General features: G+C 63.4%; 14 protein-coding genes and 1 tRNA gene. 7 read left to right on the forward strand and 8 right to left on the reverse strand.

The genetic code is table 11. The features are described 5' to 3' along the window. The first annotated feature begins 66 nt into the window (after positions 1–66). Entirely contained in the window at positions 67–4323 is a 4257-nt protein-coding gene (gene rpoC / locus D0Z70_RS09450) for a DNA-directed RNA polymerase subunit beta' (protein WP_119745667.1), read from the forward strand. A gap of 207 nt (positions 4324–4530) precedes the next feature. Beyond that, positions 4531–4604, forward strand: a tRNA-Gln gene (locus tag D0Z70_RS09455). 47 nt (positions 4605–4651) lie between these two features. On the opposite strand, the gene D0Z70_RS09460 is transcribed toward D0Z70_RS09455, so the two are convergent. From D0Z70_RS09460 to D0Z70_RS09480, 5 genes are all read right to left on the reverse strand, one after another. Then, a complete protein-coding gene (locus D0Z70_RS09460; RefSeq protein WP_119745668.1) occupies positions 4652–4837 on the reverse strand; it encodes a hypothetical protein in 186 nt (61 codons plus the stop codon). Between the two features lie 63 nt (positions 4838–4900). Beyond that, entirely contained in the window at positions 4901–6520 is a 1620-nt protein-coding gene (locus D0Z70_RS09465) for an NAD(P)/FAD-dependent oxidoreductase (RefSeq protein WP_119745739.1), read from the reverse strand. 41 nt (positions 6521–6561) lie between these two features. After that, positions 6562–7830, reverse strand: a complete 1269-nt coding sequence (locus D0Z70_RS09470) for a PepSY-associated TM helix domain-containing protein (protein WP_239018867.1) — start codon at positions 7828–7830, stop codon at positions 6562–6564. Between the two features lie 16 nt (positions 7831–7846). Then, positions 7847–9886 (reverse strand): TonB-dependent receptor family protein, encoded by a 2040-nt coding sequence (locus D0Z70_RS09475; protein WP_119745670.1) that lies wholly within the window; start codon positions 9884–9886, stop codon positions 7847–7849. Positions 9887–10152: 266 nt separating this feature from the next. Continuing rightward, a complete protein-coding gene (locus D0Z70_RS09480) occupies positions 10153–10563 on the reverse strand; it encodes a hypothetical protein (protein WP_119745672.1) in 411 nt (136 codons plus the stop codon). A gap of 112 nt (positions 10564–10675) precedes the next feature. Here D0Z70_RS09480 and D0Z70_RS09485 point away from each other — a divergent pair, with 112 nt between their 5' ends. Beyond that, positions 10676–11086 (forward strand): MerR family transcriptional regulator, encoded by a 411-nt coding sequence (locus D0Z70_RS09485; RefSeq protein ID WP_017180887.1) that lies wholly within the window; start codon positions 10676–10678, stop codon positions 11084–11086. A gap of 44 nt (positions 11087–11130) precedes the next feature. Continuing rightward, positions 11131–12933, forward strand: a complete 1803-nt coding sequence (locus D0Z70_RS09490; protein WP_119745674.1) for an acyl-CoA dehydrogenase C-terminal domain-containing protein — start codon at positions 11131–11133, stop codon at positions 12931–12933. Between the two features lie 75 nt (positions 12934–13008). Here D0Z70_RS09490 and D0Z70_RS09495 read toward each other — a convergent pair whose 3' ends face one another. Then, positions 13009–13299, reverse strand: coding sequence for a hypothetical protein (locus tag D0Z70_RS09495; protein ID WP_119745676.1), 291 nt, complete (start codon positions 13297–13299; stop codon positions 13009–13011). 146 nt (positions 13300–13445) lie between these two features. On the opposite strand from D0Z70_RS09495, the gene D0Z70_RS09500 reads away from it, so the two are divergent. After that, on the forward strand, positions 13446–14747 hold the full coding sequence (locus tag D0Z70_RS09500; RefSeq protein WP_119745743.1) for an amino acid permease: 1302 nt from the start codon (positions 13446–13448) through the stop codon (positions 14745–14747). Between the two features lie 92 nt (positions 14748–14839). Here the strand turns inward: D0Z70_RS09500 and dnaJ are convergent, their stop codons facing one another. Next, a complete protein-coding gene (gene dnaJ / locus D0Z70_RS09505; RefSeq protein ID WP_119745679.1) occupies positions 14840–15976 on the reverse strand; it encodes a molecular chaperone DnaJ in 1137 nt (378 codons plus the stop codon). Between the two features lie 123 nt (positions 15977–16099). Next, on the reverse strand, positions 16100–17998 hold the full coding sequence (gene dnaK, locus D0Z70_RS09510; RefSeq protein ID WP_119745681.1) for a molecular chaperone DnaK: 1899 nt from the start codon (positions 17996–17998) through the stop codon (positions 16100–16102). 175 nt (positions 17999–18173) lie between these two features. Here dnaK and D0Z70_RS09515 point away from each other — a divergent pair, with 175 nt between their 5' ends. Continuing rightward, positions 18174–18656, forward strand: a complete 483-nt coding sequence (locus tag D0Z70_RS09515; RefSeq protein WP_119745683.1) for a copper chaperone PCu(A)C — start codon at positions 18174–18176, stop codon at positions 18654–18656. Then, positions 18653–19111 (forward strand): vgr related protein, encoded by a 459-nt coding sequence (locus tag D0Z70_RS09520; RefSeq protein WP_119745685.1) that lies wholly within the window; start codon positions 18653–18655, stop codon positions 19109–19111. The genes D0Z70_RS09515 and D0Z70_RS09520 overlap by 4 nt, the downstream gene beginning before the upstream one ends. Positions 19112–19325: the final 214 nt, after the last annotated feature.

A 19325-nucleotide genomic window follows, 5' to 3' on the forward strand; every position in this document is an offset into this window, starting at 1 on the left:
GTCGCTTGCGAGCGACGCCCCTGCCCCCTTCCGCACCAGAATTTTGCCCTCATGAGGGAATGAAAAATGAACGAACTGACCAACTTCGCCAATCCGGTCGCCAAGACCGAGACTTTCGACCAGATCCAGATCGGCCTTGCCTCGCCAGAGCGCATCCGCAGCTGGTCCTTCGGCGAGATCAAGAAGCCCGAAACCATCAACTATCGCACGTTCAAGCCGGAACGTGACGGCCTGTTCTGCGCGCGCATCTTTGGCCCGATCAAGGATTATGAATGCCTGTGCGGCAAGTACAAGCGCATGAAATATAAGGGCATCGTCTGCGAGAAGTGCGGTGTCGAAGTCACGGTGAGCAAGGTGCGCCGCGAGCGCATGGGCCATATCGAACTGGCAGCCCCAGTTGCGCATATCTGGTTCCTGAAATCGCTGCCTTCGCGCATCGGCCTGCTGCTCGACATGCAGCTCAAGCAGCTGGAGCGCGTCCTCTATTTCGAGAGCTATATCGTTATCGAGCCGGGCCTGACCCCGCTGGAGAAATATCAGCTTCTGAACGAGGACGAACTGCTCGACGCGCAGGACGAATATGGCGAGGACGCTTTCTCCGCCGGGATCGGCGCCGAAGCGGTCAAGCAGATGCTGATGGACCTCGACCTTGAGGGCGAGAAGCAGGTATTGCTGGAAGAGCTGGCGACGACCAAGTCGGAGCTGAAGCCCAAGAAGATCATCAAGCGTCTGAAGGTCGTCGAAAGCTTCATCGATTCGGGCAACCGCCCCGAATGGATGATCCTGGACGTCGTTCCCGTGATCCCGCCAGAACTGCGCCCGCTGGTGCCGCTGGACGGTGGCCGCTTTGCGACGTCGGATCTCAACGATCTCTATCGCCGCGTCATCAACCGTAACAACCGTTTGAAGCGGCTGATGGAACTGCGTGCGCCAGACATCATCGTCCGCAACGAAAAGCGCATGTTGCAGGAAGCGGTCGACGCCCTGTTCGACAATGGTCGTCGTGGCCGCGTCATTACCGGCGCGAACAAGCGTCCGCTGAAGTCGCTGTCCGACATGCTCAAGGGCAAGCAGGGCCGCTTCCGCCAGAACCTGCTCGGCAAGCGCGTCGATTATTCTGGTCGTTCGGTCATCGTGACCGGTCCTGAGCTGAAGCTGCACCAGTGCGGCCTGCCCAAGAAGATGGCGCTCGAACTGTTCAAGCCGTTCATCTACGCCCGTCTGGATGCCAAGGGTCTGTCCATGACCCTGAAGCAGGCCAAGAAGTGGGTCGAGAAGGAGCGCAAGGAAGTCTGGGATATCCTGGACGAGGTGATCCGCGAGCATCCCGTGATGCTGAACCGCGCGCCGACGCTTCACCGTCTGGGCATCCAGGCGTTCGAGCCTGTGCTGATCGAGGGCAAGGCGATCCAGCTGCACCCGCTGGTCTGCTCGGCCTTCAACGCCGACTTTGACGGTGACCAGATGGCCGTCCACGTTCCGCTGAGCCTGGAAGCCCAGCTGGAAGCGCGCGTGCTGATGATGTCGACCAACAACATCCTGAGCCCTGCGAACGGCAAGCCGATCATCGTGCCGTCGCAGGACATGGTGCTGGGCATCTATTATCTGTCGATGGAACGCGAAGGCGAGCCGGGCGAAGGCATGTTGCTGAGCGACATGCAGGAAGTGCATCAGGCGCTGTTCACCAAGTCGGTGACGCTGCACAGCAAGATCATCAGCCGCGTGCCGCAGACCGATGAGGCGGGCAACAGCTACCTCAAGCGCTATGAAACCACGCCGGGCCGCATGTTGCTGGGCGAATGTCTGCCGCAGAACCACAAGGTGCCGTTCGACGTCGTCAACCGCCTGCTGACCAAGAAGGACGTCGGCGACGTGATCGACGAGGTCTATCGTCACACCGGCCAGAAGGACACGGTGCTGTTTGCCGACGCCATCATGGCGCTGGGCTTCAAGCACGCGTTCCAGGCGGGCATTTCGTTCGGCAAGGACGACATGGTCATCCCCGACAGCAAGGTGACTTTGGTTGACGAGACCAAGGCGCTGGTGGCCGACTATGAACAGCAATATCAGGACGGCCTGATTACCCAGCAGGAAAAGTACAATAAGGTGATCGACGCCTGGTCGGGTTGCGGCGATCGCGTCGCCAACGCGATGATGGACGAGATCCGCGCCCAGCCCAAGGACCCGCAGACCGGTCGCCTGGCGCAGATCAACTCGATCTACATGATGGCGCACTCCGGTGCGCGTGGTAGCCAGGCGCAGATGAAGCAGCTCGCTGGGATGCGCGGCCTGATGGCCAAGCCTTCGGGCGAGATCATCGAAACGCCGATCATCTCCAACTTCAAGGAAGGCCTGACCGTCCTTGAATATTTCAACTCCACCCACGGCGCCCGCAAGGGTCTGGCCGATACCGCGCTCAAGACGGCAAATTCGGGTTACCTGACCCGCCGTCTGGTCGACGTCAGCCAAGATTGCACCATCGTCGAGGAAGATTGCGGCACCGACCGCGCGCTGGAGATGAAGGCGATCGTCCAGGGCGGTTCGACCATCGCTTCGCTGGGCGAACGCATCCTGGGCCGCACCACGGCGCAGGACATTGTCGACAGCAAGGATGGCACCGTCATCATCCCGATCGGCACGCTGCTCGACGAGCCGATGATCGCCAAGATCGAGGCGATCGGCACGCAGGCGGTGAAGATCCGCTCACCCCTGATCTGCGAAAGCAAGATGGGCGTGTGCGGCAAATGCTACGGCCGTGACCTGGCCCGTGGTACGCCGGTCAATATCGGTGAAGCGGTCGGCGTCATCGCGGCGCAGTCGATCGGTGAGCCTGGCACCCAGCTGACGATGCGGACCTTCCACATCGGCGGCGCGGCGCAGCTCAATGAAACATCGAACCTGGAAGCGATTGCCGACGGGACGCTGGAACTGCGTGACATGCCGACGATCACGGACAGCCGTGGCCGCCGCCTGTCGCTCGCCCGCAACGGCGAACTGGCGATCATCGACAATGAGGGCCGCGAGCGCGCAGTGCATCGCCTGCCTTATGGTGCGACCATTCTCTTCGAGAATAATGCGCCGGTGAAGCAGGGTGACCGGATCGCCGAATGGGATCCCTTCACCATGCCGGTGATCACCGAACGTCCGGGCATCGTCAAATATGTCGACCTGATCGACAGCAAGACGCTGACCGAGCAGACCGACGAAGCGACGGGCATTTCCCAGAAGGTCGTCACCGAGCATCGTGGCTCCAGCCGCACCAAGGAGGATCTGCGTCCGCGCCTGACCCTGCTGGACGATGGTTCGGGCGAAGCAGCCCGCTACATGCTGGCCGTGGGCGCGATGCTTTCGGTCGAGGATGGCCAGACGGTGCAGGCCGGTGACGTGCTGGCGCGTGTCAGCCGCGAAGCCGCCAAGACCCGCGACATTACGGGCGGTCTGCCGCGCGTGGCCGAGCTGTTCGAGGCGCGCAAGCCCAAGGACAACGCGATCATCGCCAAGGTTTCCGGCCGCGTCCAGTTCCTCAAGGACTATAAGGCGAAGCGCAAGATCGCCATCAACCCTGAGGATGGCGGCGAGCCGGTCGAATATCTGATCCCCAAGAGCAAGGTGATCGACGTTCAGGAAGGCGACTATGTCAAGCGTGGCGACAATCTGATCGGCGGTTCGCCCGATCCGCACGACATTCTGGAAGTTCTCGGCATCGAGCCGCTGGCCGAATATCTGGTCGCGGAAATCCAGGAAGTCTATCGCTTGCAGGGCGTGAAGATCAACGACAAGCATATCGAGACGATCGTTCGTCAGATGTTGCAGAAGGTCGAGATCATCGAGTCCGGCGACACCACCTTGCTGGTGGGCGAGCAGGTCGATCGCGAGGAAATGGACGAGATCAACGCCAAGCTGGCGCCGGGCTTCCTGCCTGCTGCCGGCAAGCCGGTGCTGCTGGGCATCACCAAGGCCTCGCTCCAGACGCGCTCCTTCATCTCGGCGGCGTCTTTCCAGGAAACCACCCGCGTCCTCACGGAAGCGGCGGTTCAGGGCAAGAAAGACACGCTGGTTGGCCTGAAGGAAAACGTCATCGTCGGCCGTCTGATCCCGGCAGGCACGGGCGCGGGGATGAACCGCCTGCGCGTCGCCGCCTCCTCGCGGGACGCAGCGATGCGCGCCGCGCTGCGGGCGTCGAGCCAGGTCGACCTGATCGCGCCCGCCAGCGCGGCGGCCGAACATGCCGCCGAACTGCGCCAGGGACCGGAAGCCGCGATCGGCGACGATCCGCTGGGTGCCGTGCAGGGTGAAGATTTCACCACGCAGGACATGGACTGACATTTTGAAAGCGCGGGGGCCGTTTCCTGTACATGGACCGGCTCCCAAGCGCGTTGCCCCTGACCGGGCGATGCAAATGCCCGCCGGATGCGTTTGACGCGCCGGCGGGCTTTTCTTTTTGCGGCATCTTTTGGGCTAAAATGCTCTTGACCTGCCCCCTGCCCCCGCCTATCTGCGGCCTCCCAAGCGCATGGCGCTAAGGATTGATGCCCGATCCTCTAATGGTAAGAGAGCGGACTCTGACTCCGTCAATCAAGGTTCGAGTCCTTGTCGGGCATCCATTTTCCATACCGATGTTATCTCCAGCGCCGATTATTCGGCAGCCGCCTCACGCATCGTCGTGCGGGGAATGATCTTCCATGCGGCGTTGGGCGTCGGCCAATTCGATTTCGCCAATGAGCAGGGCCGCATCGCTGGTGGTGAAGCCACTTATGGGGTCGATGATCCCGCTCTGACTGAAACGGCCGGTAAAACTCTCGAACCGATCAAGGGCTGCGCGAACGTCATTGGTCATGCCTGTCTCTCCCATTATGCGATGTCGGGGTAGAGCATATACTGCGCACCAGGCTTTGCCAGCCTATCGCATCATCCCCAGCGCCACCGCCTCCGCCACCTTGATCCCGTCGATCGCAGCGGACAGGATGCCGCCCGCATAGCCCGCGCCTTCGCCTGCCGGATAGAGACCCGCGACGTTGAGGCTCTGAAAATCCTTGCCGCGGGTGGTGCGGATGGGGGAGGATGTGCGGGTTTCCACGCCGGTCATGACCGCGTCCGGGTGGTCATAATGGCTGATCTGGCGACCGAAGGCGGGCAGTGCCTCACGGATGGCGTCCACCACATAATCGGGTAGGCAAAGCGACAGGTCGGTCGGGGTGACGCCGGGCTTGTAGGAGGGGACGACCTCTCCCAGCGCGGTGGAGGGACGACCGGCCATGAAATCGCCCACGGTCTGGCCCGGCGCGAAATAGGAGGCGCCGCCCGCGACAAAGGCGGCAGATTCCCAGCGGCGTTGCAACTCGATGCCCGCCAATGGTCCGTCGGGATAATCCCGTGCCGGGTCGATGCCGACGACCAGCCCTGAATTGGCGTTGAATTCGGCGCGGCTATATTGGCTCATGCCGTTGGTGACGACGCGGCCTTCCTCCGACGTGGCGGCGACGACGCGGCCGCCGGGGCACATGCAGAAGCTGTAGACGGTGCGGCCATTGGCGCAGTGATGGGCAAGGCTGTAGGAGGCGGCACCCAGATCCGGGTGGCCCGCACATTGGCCATAGCGGGCGCGATCGACCCAGCTTTGCGGATGTTCGATCCGCACGCCGATCGAGAAAGGCTTGGCTTCGATATGGACGCCGCGGGCGTGCAGCATCTCGAAGGTCGGGCGGGCGCTGTGGCCGACAGCGAGGACGACATGGTCGGCTTCGAGGAAGCTGCCATCTTGTAAATGTAGGCCGCGCAGCTTTTGCGTGCCGTCGCCCGCTGGCTCCAGCGCAATGTCATCAACGCGGGTTTGCCAGCGATATTCGCCGCCCAGCGCCTCGATCTGGCGGCGCATGGATTCGACCATGGTGACGAGGCGGAAGGTGCCGATATGGGGGTGGGCTTCCCATAATATGTCGTCGGGCGCGCCCGCCGCGACAAATTCCTCCAGCACCTTGCGGCCCAGAAAGCGGGGGTCCTTGACGCGGCAATAGAGTTTGCCGTCGGAGAAGGTGCCTGCCCCGCCCTCGCCAAACTGGACGTTGGAGTCGGGGTTCAACTCGGCGCGGCGCCACAGCCCCCATGTGTCCTTGGTGCGTTCGCGGACGACCTTGCCGCGATCGAGGATGATCGGGCGGAAACCCATTTGCGCAAGGATGAGGCCCGCGAACAGGCCGCAGGGGCCTGCGCCAATGACCACGGGACGCAGCGCCGGGCCGCCTTCAGGGGCATGGGTGACGAATGTGTAGCTGGTGTCGGGCGTCGGGCGCACATCCTTGTCACCGGCGAAGCGGGTAAGGATGGCGGGTTCATCCGTGGCGGCAATGTCGAACGTATAGACTAGCTGGATCGCGCTGCGACGGCGTGCGTCATTGCCGCGCCGGATGAGGCTGTGGGACAGAAGGTCGGACGCGGCGATGCCCAGCCGGGCACAAATGGCGGCGGGGATCGCTTCGGCAGGGTGGTCGAGCGGGAGTTGCAGGCCGGAGAGACGGATCATGGTCGGGCTGTAGTCCCTCTCCCCGGCAAACGGAAGCTGTGTCAGGCCGTCCGGCGCTGGCCGATGATCCATTCGCCCAGCAATGCGGCGACCATGCTGAGGCCGGTCAACGGAAACAGCAGGCCAATCAGCAACATCAGTCCTGCCACCATCCGGCGCGCCGCCGGAGTGGCGGCGGGCGGTGCAGTCAGCCGCCCTTCCTTCCGTCGCTTCCACCACAGCAGCGGCGCGGTCAGGCAGAGCAGCAGCAGGCACAGACAGCCCGCCAGCATCAGCAGCCGGTTGGCCTCTCCATATTGCTGGCCCTGATGGGTGGCGATGCCCCATTCGACTGCTTTTGCGCCGGGACCGAACATGCGCCAGTCCATGTCCTGCACCACCGCGCCGGACGCTGCGTCGATGGTGATGGCGCGGGCGTCCTGCGCCTGTGTGACGATGGAGGCGGCCAGATAGGGCGCGCCGGAGGTGGCGGGGCGGATCAGCTGGACGCCACCCATGCCGCGCGTAGTGGCGATGCGGAGCGCTTCACCGACGCCGATGTCGCCTGCCCTGCCCGCTGTCGCGCCGCCTTCGCGTAGCGTCCAAGGCAGCGCGTCCTTAGCCGGAGCGCTCCAGGGGGTCACCGCCATTTTCGGGCGGCCCCAGTCATTGGCCGCGACCACCGCGCGTAACCCGCCACCCCATACGTCCGTCCATGGCATCCCGGTGACGGCCAGGAACAGGATGACAGCAGCGGACAGGAAGCCCAGCGTGCCGTGCAGGTCGCGCCAGAAGAGGCGACCCGATGCCCGGCCGCGAATCGCCAGGGCGGGCTGGCCGCGCCGGGGCCAGCGCAGATAGAGGCCGGTGATGCAGAGCAGGATCGCCCAGCCCGCGACCACCTCCACCAGACGGTTGCCGACCGGACCGGTGAGCGCGAGGCTGTGCAGGTCCTTGATGACCTTCATGACGCCGCCGCCGCGCATCTCACCCAATATCCGGCCATTGCGGGGATCGACGAAATGGACCGTGGACGGGCCAGCGTCCGCCTTCGTCATCACCCGCCAGCTTTCCGACGGGTTGGCAGGGCGGACGATCTGGGTCACACTTTCCCCCACCGCCATTTCAACCGTCGCGATCAGACGTGAAGGCGGGAGAGACGAGGCCGATGGCGCGCCCGACATATGCACCGGATAGAGCATCGCCTCTATCTCCGGCTTGTAGAGATAGAGCGCGCCTGTCACCGCCATGAGTGCCAGCACCGGCAGGACGATGAGACCGGCATAGAAATGCCAGCGCCACATCGCCCGGTAGAAGCCTGTTTCATTCATCGTCCTGCCCCCCGGTTCAGAAACGCGCGCGCACGCCGCCATAGATGGCGCGGCGTTCGAGCGGGTAGAAGGCAACGCTGCCTTCGTCTGCTGCCGTTGCCGCGACGTCGGGCGTGTAGCGAACCAGCGCGCTGATGTCGCCGACCGCGCGCTTCTGCGTCAGGTTGCGCGCATCGAGGAACAGGGTGATGCCATCGCGCAGCTGCGCCTGTGCGCCCAGGTTGAGCAGGGCATAGTTGCCGACCCGCTTGCTGTTGACATAATCGACCCACGTACCCTGCGGCAACAATTCGACCGAGGGGGAGATGCTGAGCCGGTCAGTGCCGAGCCTGAGTTGCGCGCGATAGAAGTGGCGCGGCACCACCGGCAGGCGATTGTCGCCATAGATGGCGTCATTGCGGAAGCGGAAATCGCTATACTGATAGACCTGGCGGAGCGATGCCCAGGGGGTGAGGCTGAGGTCCAGACCGGCTTCGACGCCCTGATGGCGGGTTCTGTCCGCGTTGAAGGTCGCAGCGGGAATGACGCCGGGGACCACACTATATTGCAGCATTTCGCCCCGGATATCGGCGCGGTAGAGGCTGACGTCCCAGGATGCGATGCCGATGCGGCCACGGGTGCCGATTTCGGCGGTCCACGCCTTTTGCGCGCCGACCGGGGTGAAGCCGGGCGCGCCGCCTGCGGGCGTTTGGCTCAGTTCACTATAGCCGGGCAGTTCGACCGATCGGTTATAATTGGCGTAGAATTGGAGCGTGTCGTCGGGTTGGTAGAGCAGGCCGATCTTGGGCGAGAAGGCGTCGAAGCTGGCGTCGCCGCTGCGTTGCGGGGCGAAGCGATTGTCGATCCGCCGTTCGCCATGGGTGTAGAGGCCTCCTGCGATCAGCCACAGGACGGGCGTGGGGGCGACGCGGACTTCGCCATAGCTGTTGATCGTCTGCGCGCGCACCCTGGCATAAGCAGTGGGTGCGCCGGATTGGCCCGCGACATTGACGAACTGGCGCGCCGTCCCCTTGCCGAAGCGCGCCTGACTGCCCAGCGTCACCTCCACCGGCAGTCCGCCCAGATCGCCCGCCAGATCGAGGCTGGCGAAAGCGCCGCGATCTTCCGATTTCTGGTCGATGACCTGAAAGATGGGGTGGAAGAGCTGCTTGGCGCTGTAATGGACGCCGACCGCCAGTTGGCCGCTGCCGAGTTGGATCGTGGTGCGGTTTTGCAGGCGGATCGAATCGATATCGCGCGCCTGATCGCCGATGAAATTGCCCCTGGTCGGATCGGTCAGGACGGATTTTTCGCTGAGCGAGCCGGACAGTTTCTGGCGGATCGTCTGGGCGCTGGCGTAGAAGCGGGTTTCGATGCGGTCGCTGATCTTGAGGCCCACATTGGTGTTGAAACGATAGGATCTGCGCTTGCCATGGTCGCGGTCGCCATCCGACCGGTCGCTGGTGATCGCGGCGAAAGCATCGCCGGTTTCGTCGGCATAGCCATAGGCGGCCTTGGTGCGAAGGGTGTCGAAGCTGCCGCCATCGACGCGCAGTTCGACGCCCGGCGCACTGCGTCCGGTCGGGGTCACGGCATTGATCGCGCCGCCCAGCGTCGATCCGCCAAAGCGCAGCGCATTGCCGCCGCGATAGACTTCGAGATGCTGAAAGACTTGCGGGTCAAATTCCTGAAAATCGCCATTGTCGTCGGCCATGTTGATCGGGATGCCATCCTGCAACAGGGTCAGGCCGCGCATATGGAAGCCACGCGACAGGCCGGACCCGCGGATCGAGATGCGGACCTCCTGCCCGAAACGGGGCTGGGTATAGACGCCGGGGGAGAAGGTCAGCGCGTCGCGCAGGGAGACGGCGAGTTTGTTTTCATAATCGTCGGCAGTCACGACATCGACACCGCCGGGGGTGCGCTGGACGCGGGCGGCGGCTTCCTGGGCAAGCGCGCTGGCGGTGACGATGATGCGGCTCTGATCAGCGGCTTCGTCGGCGAAGGCGGGGTCGGCGGACAGAACGCAGGCGATGGCGCACAGCGGGGCGCTGCGTGTGGCATGGGTGATACGCATGGGTATAACCTGTTGATATAGTGTATTTTATCCTGACATTATTCGGTCAGGATGGGGACGGGCAAATTGCGTCCTCCCCCGTGTGGGGCGGGGCTATTGCATAGGAAGCCCTGCCCTCTTTATTCGTCACCCTGAACTTGTTTCACGGTCCATTTCTCGTCCCCAGCGGCGGCTGTTGGGGCACGATGGATGCTGAAACAAGTTCAGCATGACGAAATAAATTAAGGTCCGGCTCATACGCGACAGCCCTCCCCCAAAAGGGAGGATTACATGATCGCAGGCGGACCTGATGAAGGCGGCGGGGGTGCGGCGAGGCGGGCGATCAGGCCGGTTTTGAGCGCGAAGGCGATTGGGCCATAAGCCAATTGCCAGGCCGGCAAGGGCAGGTCCGCCAACAGCAAAGGCGGCACGGCGGGCTGGAGCGAGGCGGCGAAGGCGCAGGGCATTTGGCCCGCCACGCCGTCGTCGGGCGCATGATCGCCCTTGCCTGGTGCGGCGTCGCGATCGACCAGGATGTTGATGGCGCCCTGCCCGGTGCAAAGGGTCACAATGACGCCCTTGTCTGTGCGCACCGGCATGAAGCCCGACGGCACCAGCAGTTGGACGGCCAAGACGAGCAGAGCCAATGCGGCAAGCAGGCCGCGTGCGGTGCTGGAATGTCTGATGGCCCCCGTCATGACCCGGTCGCCCTAGCGGCAAGCGTCCGGCCTGTCACCAGGACATTTGGTCCATGTCGCGCTGCCCTCACTCACCTTGACGTAAACGTAAAGCTGCATTACATCACCTGCCATGGACAAGCGCAGCAGCATCGCCGGCATCGAGCTACCCGATCATCGGGACCAGCAGAGCTATAGTATTTCCGACCTTTCCGAGGAGTTCGGCGTCACCGCCCGCGCCCTGCGATTCTATGAGGATGAGGGGCTGATCGCGCCGGAACGGCAGGGTCTGGCCCGCATCTATTCGCGGCGCGACCGCGCGCGGCTGGCGTGGATTTTGCGCGGCAAGCGGGTCGGTTTCAGCCTGACCGAGATTCGCGAGATGATCGACCTCTATGATGCCGATGAGGAACATGAGGAGCAGCGTCGCGTGACCGCCGCCAAATGTCAGGCGCGGATTGAACTGCTGACCCGGCAGAAGGACGATATTGACGCAGCCATCGCCGAATTGGCGAATTTCGTCGCCGCCATCGCCAAAGACTGACCCCCCTCCCCCCCCCCCGATAACAAAAACGCCCGGAGACGATCATGCCCAGTTATACGCCCCCCGTCCGTGACACACGTTTCGTGCTTGAGCATGTCGTCGGGCTGGACCGCTATGCCAACCTGCCCGGCTTTGAAAATGCGACCCCCGATCTGGTCGAGGCGATCCTGACCGAAGGCGGCAAGATCGCGTCGGAAGTGCTGTTCCCTTTGAACGCCGTGGGCGACAAGGAAGGCTGCACCCGCCATCCCGATGGCCGCGTGACCACGCCGACGGGGTTCAAGGATGCGTTCGACCAGTTTGTCGCGGGCGGCTGGACCACGCTGCATTCGCCGACCGAATTTGGCGGTCAGGGGCTGCCGACCGTGGTGGCGACGGCAGTCGACGAATATATATTGTCGGCCAATCAGGCGTTTGAAATGTATCATGGCCTGACCGCAGGCGCGGTCGCGGCGCTGATCGCCAAGGGCAGCGACGCGCTGCAACAGCGCTATATTCCCAAGATGGTATCGGGCGAATGGACCGGCACGATGAACCTGACCGAGCCGCATTGCGGCACCGATCTGGGCCTCATCAAGACCAAGGCCGTACCCAATGCCGATGGCAGCTTTGCGATCACCGGCACCAAGATCTTCATTTCGGCGGGCGAGCATGACCTGTCGGACAATATCATCCATCTGGTGCTGGCCAAGACGCCCGGCGCGCCCGACAGCAGCAAGGGGATTTCGCTGTTCGTCGTCCCCAAGATCATGGTGCATGATGACGGGTCGCTGGGTGAGCGCAATGCGGTGTCCTGCGGCTCGATCGAGCATAAGATGGGTATCCATGGCAACGCCACCTGCGTCATGAATTATGACGGGGCGACCGGATGGATGGTCGGCGAGGAAAATAAGGGGCTGGCCGCGATGTTCATCATGATGAACGCGGCGCGGCTGGGCGTGGGCCTGCAAGGGCTTGGGCAGGCGGAAATCGCCTTGCAGAATGCGGTCCATTATGCCCGCGACCGGCGACAGGGCCGCGCGCTGACCGGGCCGAAGGAGCCGGAGGAGAAGGCCGATACGCTGTTCGTTCATCCCGACGTGCGCCGGATGCTGATGGAGGGCAAGGCGATCACCGAAGGGCTGCGCGCGCTGATCCTGTGGGGGGCGTTGCAGGTCGACCTGTCGCATTATGCCGCCACGGAAGAAGAGCGCCAAATGGCCGACGACCTGATTGGCCTGCTGATCCCGGTGATCAAGGGCTATGGCACCGACAAGGGCTTTGACGTCGCGGTGTCCAGCCAGCAGGTGTTTGGCGGCCATGGCTATATCTGGGAAAATGGCGTGGAACAGTATGTCCGCGACGCGCGCATCGCCCAGATTTACGAAGGCACCAACGGGGTGCAGGCGATGGATCTGGTCGGCCGCAAGCTGGCGATGAATGGTGGGCGTGCGTTGCAGGCGTTCCTGAAGATCATCGCGACCGAAGTGGCTGATGCCAAGGCCGAGCCGAAGCTGGCGGCGCTGGCCGAAGCGCTGGAGAAGGCGACCGGCCAATTGCAGGCCGCGACCATGTGGCTGATGCAGAATGCGATGAAGAACCCCGACAATGCAGGCGCAGGCGCGCATCATTATATGCATATCCTGGGGATCGTCGCGACCGGGCTGATGTGGCTGCGCATGGCCAAGGCCGCGACCGGGCTGCTGGCGGCGGGCGAAGGGGACGCGAAGTTTCTGGAAGCCAAGCTGGTGACGGCGCGCTTCTTTGCCGAGCGGATCATGCCCGACGCCGGGTCGCTGCGGCGCAAGATCGAGGGCGGTGCCGACGCTCTGATGGCGCTGGACCCGGACATGTTCCTGGCGGCGTAAGTCGCCTGCAGGCCCAACAAAAAAGGCTCCCCTGCCGGTGCGGGGGAGCCTTTTTCGTTTCTGCGAGAGAAGGGCTTATTCCTCGCCATTATCCTTGACGCCTACGGTGGGGACTTCAACGGTCGTTTTCTTGGTGCCGACAACGACTTCCTTGGAATCGACGTCAACCTTGGGCAGATCACCGCCCTTGACGCTGACTTCGGGCATGTCGCCACCGGAAACGTCCGCTTTCCAGAAGCCGGTCGCGAACAGCAGGCCGACAATCGCCAATATGGCGATCAGCACGATGCCGATCGTGCGACCCGACCCTCTTTTTTCGACAATCACGCGGCGATCATCATATCCGTCGTTGCGAACGTCAACCATCAGTCCCTCCTAAGCTTTATTGTGGTCCAGAAACGGCCCGGCAATGTTTTTGGTTCCTGCCCGGCCCGACCATTTCCATTCTGGCCATCCCGTTCCGGCGGCGATAGCGTGGCGCGACGGCTGTGGAGGAAGATGTGCAGGACGATATGACCCCTCCCACCGCCGCGGCCCCCAGCCCCACCCGCACGCTGGGCCTTGCCGCCTGTATCGCGCTGGTGATGGGCAATATGATCGGGTCGGGCGTGTTCCTGTTGCCTGCCGCGCTGGCGCCCTTTGGCTGGGATGCGGTGGCGGGGTGGGGGTTTACGATTGCGGGGTCGCTGGTGCTGGCCTTTGTCATTGCGCGGCTGACGGTGGCGTTGCCGGGGACGAGCGCGTCGCAGATGATTGCGCGGGCCTATGGGCCGCTGGCGGGGTTTGCGATTGGCTGGATTTACTGGCTGTCGATCATCATCACCAATGTCACGATTGCGGTGGCGGCGACGGCGAACCTGTCGAGCGTTATGCCGATGCTGGCGCGGCCGGGTGTCGGAGCGCTGTGTTCGATCGGCTTTTTGTGGGCGATGACGGGGATCAACCTGATCGGCGCGCGGGCGGCGGGGATGACGCAGATCGTCACGACCATCATCAAGCTGATCCCTATTGCCGTGGTGCTGGTGCTGCTGATGGTGACGGTGGGGAGCGGCACGGCGCAGGTCGCGCCGTTCCCGGCGGAGGGGTTGACCGGCGCGGGCATTACCGCGTCGGCGGCGCTGACTTTATGGGCGCTGCTGGGGTTTGAGTCGGCCAGCGTAGCGGCGGACAAGGTGCGTGATCCGGCGCGCACCATCCCGCGCGCGACGCTGATCGGCACGGCAGCGACGGGGCTGATCTATCTGCTGGTCTGTTCAGGGATTGCGTTGACCCTGCCTGCGGCGGAAACGCAGACCGGGTCGCCGTTTGGCGCGTTTGTCAGCCATTATTGGTCGCCCGGCCCGGCCCGCTTCATCGCTTTGTTCGTGGCGATCAGTTGTCTGGGCGCGCTGAATGGCTGGACGCTGCTGATGGGGGAAGTGCCGCTGGCGATGGCGCGGGCGGGCGAATTGCCGCGCTGGCTGGCGGGGACCGATGCCAGGGGGACGCCGGTGCGCGGGCTGATATTGTCCACGGCGCTGGCCAGCCTGTTGCTGGTCGCCAATAGTTTGCAGGGGCTGGTGGCGCTGTTCACCGCGATGGCGCTGCTGGCGACGTCGGCAACCTTATGGCTCTATGTCGGCTGCGCGCTGGCGAGTATGCGGTTTCGGGTGGTGGTGCCGGCAGCAGTCGTGGGGCTGGGCTACGCGCTGTGGACGCTGTGGGGGGCGGGGATTGTGGCGAGCGGGTCGAGCGTGCTGCTGATGGCGGCCGGGCTGCCGTTCTACTGGTGGGCGCGGAATAGTCCGCACCGTTCCAACAACCGTTCGGGCTGAGCGAAGTCGAAGCCTTCTACTGAGCGAAGCGAAGTGCCTTCACTGCGTTCAGGCGTGCCCTTCGACTTCGCTCAGGGCGAGCGGATTTTAGATTAATCCCCCCACAAATCCTTGATCTTGCCGAAGAAGCCGGTTGAGGCCGGGCATTCTTCGCCGGTTTCGGTTTCGCGGAAGGCTTCGAGCAGTTCCTTCTGTTTCGCGGTCAGCCTGGTCGGGGTTTCGACGTCGATCTGGACGACGAGGTCGCCCTGCCCGCGTCCGTTGAGGACCGGCATACCCGCGCCGCGCTGGCGGATCTGCTTGCCCGACTGGATGCCGACCGGGATTTTGATGGCGTGGCGCACGCCGTCGAGGCCCGGCACCTCGATCGTGCCGCCGAGCGCTGCGGTCGTAAAACTGACCGGGCAGCGGCAGAAGAGGGTCGTGCCGTCCCGCTCGAACAGCGCATGGCGCTTGACGTGCAGGAAAATGTAGAGGTCGCCAGCCGGTGCGCCGCGCGCGCCAGCCTCGCCCTCGCCCGACAGGCGGATGCGGGTGCCGTCATCGACGCCCGCCGGGATGTTGACCGACAAAGTCTTGGGCTTGTCCACCCGCCCTTCGCCCCGGCACGAGCGGCAGGGGCTTTCGATCACCTTGCCCGCGCCATGACAGGAGGGGCAGGTGCGTTCGACCACGAAAAAGCCCTGCTGCGCACGAACCTGGCCATGCCCCTTGCAGGTATGGCAGGTCTTGGCGCCGGTGCCGGGCTGCGCGCCGGACCCTTCGCAGCTGTCGCAGGCGGCCGACACCTCGATCTGAATCTCGGTCTGCTTGCCATGATAGGCTTCGTCGAGGGTGATTTCGAGATCGTAGCGCAGGTCCGCGCCGCGCCGCTGCTGCTGGCGACCGCCGCCGCCAAAGCCGCCGCCCTGACCGAAAATCGTCTCGAATATATCGCCAAGGTCGGAAAAGCCGCCAGCGCCGCCGCCGTGGAAACCACCGCCGCCGCCCTGTTGCTGCTGCTTGAAGGCCGCATGACCGAAACGGTCATAGGCGGCGCGCTTCTGCGGGTCTTTCAGAACCTCATAGGCTTCCGACACCGCCTTGAATTTCGCTTCGCTGTCGGTGCATCCCCCGGTCTTGTCCGGGTGATATTTCATCGCCAGCTTGCGATAGGCGCTCTTGAGAACCCCGGCGTCGGCGGTGCGCTCGACTTCGAGCAGCGTGTAATAGTCGATTTCGGTCGTCATATCGCCCCCGGCGATCCCCTTCCGTCACCCCAGCGCACGCTGGGGTCTCTCTTATCCTTCAACACATGGGCAGAAGAAGAGAGATTCCAGCTTGCACTGGAATGACGGAGGTCAGGCATCGGCTTACGCCTTGTTGTCGTCCACTTCGGAGAATTCGGCGTCGACGACATCATCGTCGGCCTTGGGCGCGTCGGCACCCGGAGCGGCGGCCGCAGCCTGCTCCTTCTCGTAAATGGCCTGGCCCAGCTTCATCGCGACCGTGGCGAGTAACTGCGCCTTGGCCTTCATCGCTTCAGCATCGCCGCTTTCGATCGCGGCCTTGGTGTCGGCAATGGCGGTTTCGATCTCGCCCTTCAGGCTCGCATCGACCTTGTCGCCATGCTCAGACAGCTGCTGCTCGGTCGTGTGGACCAGGCTTTCGGCGTTGTTCTTGGCTTCGGCCGATTCGCGACGCTTCTTATCCTCTTCGGCGAAGCGTTCAGCGTCCTTGACCATCTGGTCGATGTCGGCGTCGGACAGGCCGCCCGATGCCTGGATGCGGATCTGCTGTTCCTTGCCGGTGCCCTTGTCCTTGGCCGACACGTTGACCAGACCGTTGGCGTCGATGTCGAACGTGACCTCAATCTGCGGCACGCCGCGCGGGGCTGGCGGGATGCCGACCAGGTCGAACTGGCCGAGGATCTTGTTGTCCGCCGCCATTTCACGCTCACCCTGGAACACGCGGATGGTCACCGCCTGCTGATTATCGTCGGCGGTCGAATAGACCTGCGACTTTTTGGCAGGGATGGTGGTGTTGCGGTCGATCATGCGGGTGAACACGCCACCCAGCGTTTCGATGCCGAGCGACAGCGGCGTCACGTCGAGCAGCAACACGTCCTTGACGTCGCCCTGCAACACGCCCGCCTGGATCGCCGCGCCCATGGCGACGACTTCGTCCGGGTTCACGCCGGTATGCGGTTCCTTGCCGAAAAACTCCTTCACGGCTTCGCGCACCTTGGGCATCCGCGTCATGCCGCCGACAAGGACGACTTCGCTGATCTCGCTGGCGGACACGCCTGCGTCAGCCATCGCCTTCTTGCAGGGTTCCATCGTGCGCTTGATGAGATCGGCCACCAGACGCTCCAGATCGGCGCGGGTGATCGACTTCACCAGATGCTTGGGACCGTTCTGGTCGGCGGTGATGAAGGGCAGGTTGACTTCGGTCGTCTGGGCCGAGGACAGCTCGATCTTCGCCTTTTCAGCGGCTTCCTTCAAACGCTGGAGCGCCAGCTTGTCCTTGGTAAGGTCAATGCCTTCGGACTTCTGGAAGTCGGCGGCCAGAAATTCGACCAGCTTGGCGTCGAAATCTTCGCCGCCCAGGAAGGTGTCGCCGTTGGTCGACTTCACTTCGAACACGCCATCGCCGATTTCCAGGATGGAGATGTCGAACGTGCCGCCGCCAAGGTCATAGACCGCGATCGTCTTGCCGTCCTGCTTGTCGAGACCATAGGCCAGCGCCGCCGCAGTCGGCTCGTTGATGATGCGTAGCACTTCAAGGCCGGCGATCTGGCCGGCGTCCTTGGTCGCCTGACGCTGGGCGTCGTTGAAATAGGCAGGGACGGTGATGACCGCCTGGGTGACGGTTTCGCCGAGATAGGATTCGGCGGTTTCCTTCATCTTTTGCAGGATGAAGGCGCTGATCTGCGAGGGGCTGTAATCCTGGCCACCGGCCTTGACCCAGGCGTCGCCGTTCGGACCCTTGCTGATGTCGTAGGGGACGAGTTCCATGTCCTTCTTGGTCATGGGATCGTCGAAGCGGCGGCCGATCAGGCGCTTGACCGCGAAAATCGTGCTGTCCGGGTTGGTCACTGCCTGGCGCTTGGCCGGCTGACCGATCAGGCGCTCGCCATCCTTGGCGAAGGCGACGATCGAAGGCGTCGTGCGCGCGCCTTCCGCATTTTCGATTACCTTGGGCTTGCCACCGTCCATGACGGCGACGCAGCTGTTGGTGGTGCCAAGGTCGATACCGATAACTTTTGCCATTGTGTCCTCTTTGAACCCCAAATTCTATTCAGCGGTTGATGGCCCCATACCTCACGAAAGCGCCAAGGCAAGGCCGGTTTGCATGGGCGATATAGGGGCGCTTTTGCTTGGCACAAGAAGCTGGGGCGATTAGCTATGCTTACCGACCGGAAACGAGACAGTCAGGAACCAGTTGATGCGCGCGCCCTTTGCCCTTTTCGCCCTTTTGGCTCCACTGGCGCTGGCCGCGTGCGGCGACCCGGCACCGACCTATATCGACCAGGCCTATGTGCGGCTGAGCCCTAACAAGGAGACGCCCTCGGCCGGTTATTTCGTCGCCCATGGCGGCGACGCGGGCGGGCAGATTCGCGGAGTGCTGACCGACTATGCGCTCAAGGTCGAGATGCATGAAAGCATCGACAAGGACGGCATGATGACGATGGCGCGAATCGACAGCGTCGATATTCCGGCCAAGGGCGAGGTCGCCTTCGCGCCTGGGGCTAAGCATCTGATGCTGTGGGGGGTCAACGACACCGCGATCGGCCGGGGCAAGATGCAGCTGACCTTCCTGATGGCCAATGGCGACCGGTTGCTGGTGGACGCGGTGATCCGCAAGCCGGAGGCGGCGGGTACAGGCGCAGCGGCAGCCAAGCCCGCTGGCGAGCATGAGGGCCATTGAGCAGCCGTTACCTGACGCGCGATGAGGTTGCGCTGGCGCGGGGCGTGTTCGGCGCAGCGATCGATTATGGCCGGGTGCGGGTGCATGAGCGCAAATGGTGGCCGTTGCAGCCCAGGGGCGTGACGATGGCGCCCGATGGCGACTTGTGGTTTCATCCTGACGGCGGGCTGTTCTGTGCGGATTTTTGCGAAAGCCCGCTGCATATACAGGGGCATTTCATCCATGAGATGACCCATGTGTGGCAGGCCCAGCGATCGGGGCGGTGGTGGCTGCCGCTGATGCGTCATCCCTTCTGCCGCTATGGCTATGATGTCGTGCCGGGCAAGCCGTTCACGCGCTATGGCATCGAGCAGCAGGCGGAGATTGTGCGGCACGCATTTCTGTTGCGGCGGGGCGTGATGGTCGAGGGGAAGCCGGGGTTGGAGGCTTATGATGCGCTGCTGCCCTTTGGTTGAATTAAACTCAAAATTGTGAGAGCCTGTCGTATCATGGCTCAAGGCAGACGCTCAGTTATCCTCAGCGAGCATTTTCTCGCATTTATCGACCGCGATCGTGTCCCACGGGATGGTGTAGCTTATAGGAGCCACCGCCGATTTCGGCATCGGTTTGAGCCGATCATGTGCCGGGTACAGCCGACAGCATGACGATGGGATTGTCGCTCACGGGCGC

Source organism: Sphingobium terrigena (assembly GCF_003591655.1).
In the GTDB taxonomy this organism is placed as follows: domain Bacteria; phylum Pseudomonadota; class Alphaproteobacteria; order Sphingomonadales; family Sphingomonadaceae; genus Sphingobium; species Sphingobium terrigena.